Origin of the sequence: Tissierella sp., assembly GCF_052089545.1 — a bacterium.
GTDB lineage: Bacteria > Bacillota > Clostridia > Tissierellales > Tissierellaceae > Tissierella_A.
This window is the reverse complement of record NZ_JBQDAA010000207.1, coordinates 1-4,072: the sequence shown is the minus strand read 5'-3', so window position 1 is coordinate 4,072 and position 4,072 is coordinate 1. Positions and strand designations below refer to the sequence as shown.

Here is a 4,072-nt window from a genome sequence, read left to right as displayed (position 1 = left end):
TAAGTAAAATAAAAAGTAGGGGTATAAAAATAACAGATATAAACAATAATGATGTAATGTTAGTAAAGGAAAGGATGGCAAGAGAATTTGGAAAAGGCAGAGAGATAAAATTAGTAGAATCATATATATATGATGAAAATACAAATAAGCTTCCTGTTATGTTAAACGAAGATTGCATAAAATTAAAATATAATAATATAGAAGAAAATATATTATTTATGTAGAGGTGTTAATATGAAATTTGAATCTCATCCAGATGTACCTTTAATTGAGCATATAAAAGAAGTATATGAAAATTCAAAGAAGTTCATGTATGCTGATAATGAGGATATTTTATATTGTTTAGAGATAGCTGCTAAATCACATGACTTTGGAAAGTATACCACTCATTTTCAAAAAAGATTATATAATAAGGCATATAGAAATGTATTAGCAGATCATAGTTATATATCGGCTGTTTTTGGAGGATATGTAGCAACTAACAAACTAGGGGAAGATAGCTATCTTCCTCTAGTAATATATAGTGTTATAGTGCATCATCATGGAAACTTGAAAGATATAAAAAATAAATTACCTAAAAACAAAAAAGATATAAGAAATCTTGAAATTGAAATAGAGGATATAAATAAACAGTTAGATGATATGCAAGAGAATAAAGAATTTATATTGAAAGATATGAAAAAAATAAATTTAGAAAAAGAGTTTAGTGATTTCTTGAATTATAGGCCTATAGAAAAAACACTGTTTCATTTAAGAAAATTATACTCTAGCATGTCTAATGAAGAATTGTTCTATAAACACCAATTAATATATTCTGCTCTAATTGATGGTGATAAAATCAGTGCTTCTAAAACTCAGTTAAACGATGTAAGTAATATTAATTATGACGATTTATTGGATTTATATAATGAAAAATTTCCTAAGGTAGAAGGATTTTCATCTATTAGAAGAGAAGTTTTTGAGTCAATACAAAAGAATATAGAAAAGAATTATAATGAGAGATTATTTTATATAACTGCGCCTACAGGGACAGGCAAAACACTTGCAGGGTTTTATTCTGCAAGAAAATTATCTGAATATCATGGGAATAGAAAAATAATATATGCTTTGCCTTTCACTTCTATAATAGATCAAAATTATAATGAAATATATAAATTATATGAGAATTTAAATGATTTTCATGAAAATTCTAGTGAATATTTAATAAAGCACCATAGTCTTACAGAATATGATTATAAAAGCAAAGATAATAATTACGATTTAGATCAATCTAAATTACTTACAGAAAGTTGGCATAGTTCAATAATTATAACTACTTTTGTACAATTTTTTGAATCAATATTGGGTGGAAGAAACAAAATGCTTAAAAAATTACATTCTATAAAGGGATCCATAATTATATTAGATGAACTTCAAAGTATCGATATAAAATATTGGAGACTAATAGATTATTTACTTAAGAAAATAGCAATAGAATTAGATTGTAGGGTAATCACAATGACAGCTACAAAGCCAGTAATATTACAAGAAAGCATAGAATTATTAGATAATTATGAAAAGTATTTTAAAATGTTAAATAGAGTAGAATTAGAATATAATGATTATCAGGTTACATTGAAAGAGTTTACAGAAGATTTTATGGATGATTTAGAAGAAGATAAATCTTACCTAATAATTTGTAATACAATAGGACAATCTTTAAAAATATATAAAGAGATTAAAGATTTAGATAGAGAGGTTATATATCTATCCACTAATATTATACCAAAAGAAAGAAAATTAAGGATAGATACAATCAAAAAATCTATGAAATATAAGCCTATAGTTATATCTACTCAAGTAGTGGAAGCTGGGGTTGATTTAGATTTTGATTATGTAATAAGAGATCTTGCGCCACTTGATAGTATAATACAGGCTGCAGGAAGGTGTAATAGAAATAATATGTCTGAAGGAAAAGTCAAAGTAGTAAAAATGATTAATGAAAAGGAAGAGTTATTTGGAAAATATATATATGGCTCCATATTATTAAATATAACTAGGGACATACTTCAAGATAAAACAATAAAAGAATCAGATTTCTTAAAATTAATAGAAAATTATTTTAAAGAGGTATATCAAAAGAAAAATACAGATGATATATTTAGTGAATATAAGAGTGCTATGGATGCATTAGATTTTGAGACTATAATAGGTTTTTCAGTAATAGCTAATAGGCCAAACTATATTGATGTTTTTTTTCAAATAGATGAGGAATCTGTAGAATTACTAGAAAGATATAAAGAAATTAAAAATATAAAAGATTATAAAGAAAAGTATAAAAAATTACTAAAAATAACACCTGAAATGAGAGAATATATGATATCTTTACCGGATAAATTTATAGGGGAATTTGATATAGATAATTATAATAAAATTATAACAATGCCTTTTGAAGATAAGAAAAGAGTGTATGATAATAATACTGGTTTTAAAAGAGATGATATTGGTGGATATATTTTTATGTAAAGAGGGGATAAAATGAATGATGTAAATGTTAATGGTACTTTAGTTTGGTATTATTATATTTGCAAAAGAGAAGTATGGCTTATGTCTAGAAGCATAATAGCAGATCAAGATAATAAATTTATGGATATAGGTAGATTTATGCATGATAATTCATATTCGCGTGATAAAAAAGAAATATCTATAGGAAATATAAAAGTTGATATCATAAAGAAAAGTAAAGGTAATATTTTAGTTGGAGAAATGAAAAAAAGTTCTAAATATAAAGAAAGTGCGAGAATGCAATTAGCATATTATCTATACAGGTTAAAAGAATATGGAATAAATGGTGAAGGTGTTTTAATGTTTCCTAAAGAAAAAAAGAGAATTGAAGTTATATTAAATGATGAATTAATAAAAAAAATTAAAGTAATGGAAAAAAATATTTTGGAATTAATCCATAAAGATCATCCAATTGAGCCTGTGAAAATAAATTTTTGTAGGAATTGTGCATATAACGAATTTTGTTGGTCATAAAGGAGGATTTTATGAAAAAAATAATTTATATATTTAATGATGGAGAAATAAAGAGAAAAGATAATACAATTTATTTTGAGACTGAAGAAAAAAGAAATTTTATACCTATAGAAGATACCAGTGATATATTTATATTTGGTGAAGTAACACTTAATAAAAAATTCTTAGATTATATTTCTCAAAAGGAAATAATAATTCATTTTTTTAATTACTATGGATATTATATGGGGTCATTTTATCCAAGAGAACATTTAAATTCAGGTCATATTATCCTCAAACAATCAGAACATTACTTAGATAATGACAAAAGATTTGAATTAGCAAAAGCATTCGTAAAAGGTAGTTATAAAAATATGCTAAATGTAATTAGATATTATAAAAATAGAGGCAAGGAGTTAAAACAAGTAGAAAATCATATAGAAAATTTATCGAAAGAAATATATAGATGTAAAGACATAAATCAATTAATGGGTATAGAAGGGAATATAAGAGAGGTATATTATAGAGGATTTGATGAGATATTACAAGGAAGCGATTTTGAATTTATGAAAAGAACAAGAAGACCCCCAGAAAACAAATTAAACTCTCTTATTAGCTTTGGAAATTCTGTGATGTATGTAATTGTACTGTCAGAAATTTATAAAACACACTTGGATCCTAGAATAGGTTATTTACATACTACTAATTTTAGAAGCTTTACTCTCAATTTAGATTTAGCTGAAATCTTTAAACCTATAATAGTAGATAGACTTATCTTTACACTTATAAGTAAAAAGATGATAACAAAAAAGGATTTTGAAGATGATTTAAATGGTGTAGTTTTAAAAGAAAATGCAAGGAAACTATTTGTAAAGGAATTTGATGATAGATTAAGAGCTACTATAAAACATAGAGAATTAGGAAGAAATGTATCATATAGAAGACTTATAAGACTAGAATTGTATAAATTAGAAAAGCATATAATTGGAGAAAAAGATTATTCTCCATTTGTATCTAGGTGGTAAATATATGTTTATTATATTAGTATATGATATGGGAGAAAAAAGAGTATCAA

Annotated in this window: 4 protein-coding genes; all 4 read left to right on the top strand. The window is 24.7% G+C overall.

Annotated elements, in window-relative coordinates; translation table 11 throughout:
• Window positions 1-224 (top strand): hypothetical protein (locus tag ACTHW2_RS11595; RefSeq protein ID WP_442264076.1); only part of this gene is annotated, 224 nt, incomplete at its 5' end.
• Window positions 225-234: 10 nt separating this feature from the next.
• A complete protein-coding gene (gene cas3, locus ACTHW2_RS11590) occupies window positions 235-2,505 on the top strand; it encodes a CRISPR-associated helicase Cas3' (protein WP_442264075.1) in 2,271 nt (756 codons plus the stop codon).
• Window positions 2,506-2,517: 12 nt separating this feature from the next.
• Complete coding sequence (gene cas4, locus ACTHW2_RS11585; protein WP_442199583.1) at window positions 2,518-3,018, top strand: CRISPR-associated protein Cas4; 501 nt, start codon at window positions 2,518-2,520, stop codon at window positions 3,016-3,018.
• 11 nt (window positions 3,019-3,029) lie between these two features.
• A complete protein-coding gene (gene cas1b, locus ACTHW2_RS11580; RefSeq protein WP_442199582.1) occupies window positions 3,030-4,022 on the top strand; it encodes a type I-B CRISPR-associated endonuclease Cas1b in 993 nt (330 codons plus the stop codon).
• Window positions 4,023-4,072: the final 50 nt, after the last annotated feature.

What these genes read in the sequence shown, in the direction of transcription:
- cas3 (WP_442264075.1), top strand. Translation starts at nt 235, where the DNA reads ATGAAATTTGAATCTCATCCAGATGTACCTTTAATTGAGCATATAAAA.
- cas4 (WP_442199583.1), top strand. Translation starts at nt 2,518, where the DNA reads ATGAATGATGTAAATGTTAATGGTACTTTAGTTTGGTATTATTATATT.
- cas1b (WP_442199582.1), top strand. Translation starts at nt 3,030, where the DNA reads ATGAAAAAAATAATTTATATATTTAATGATGGAGAAATAAAGAGAAAA.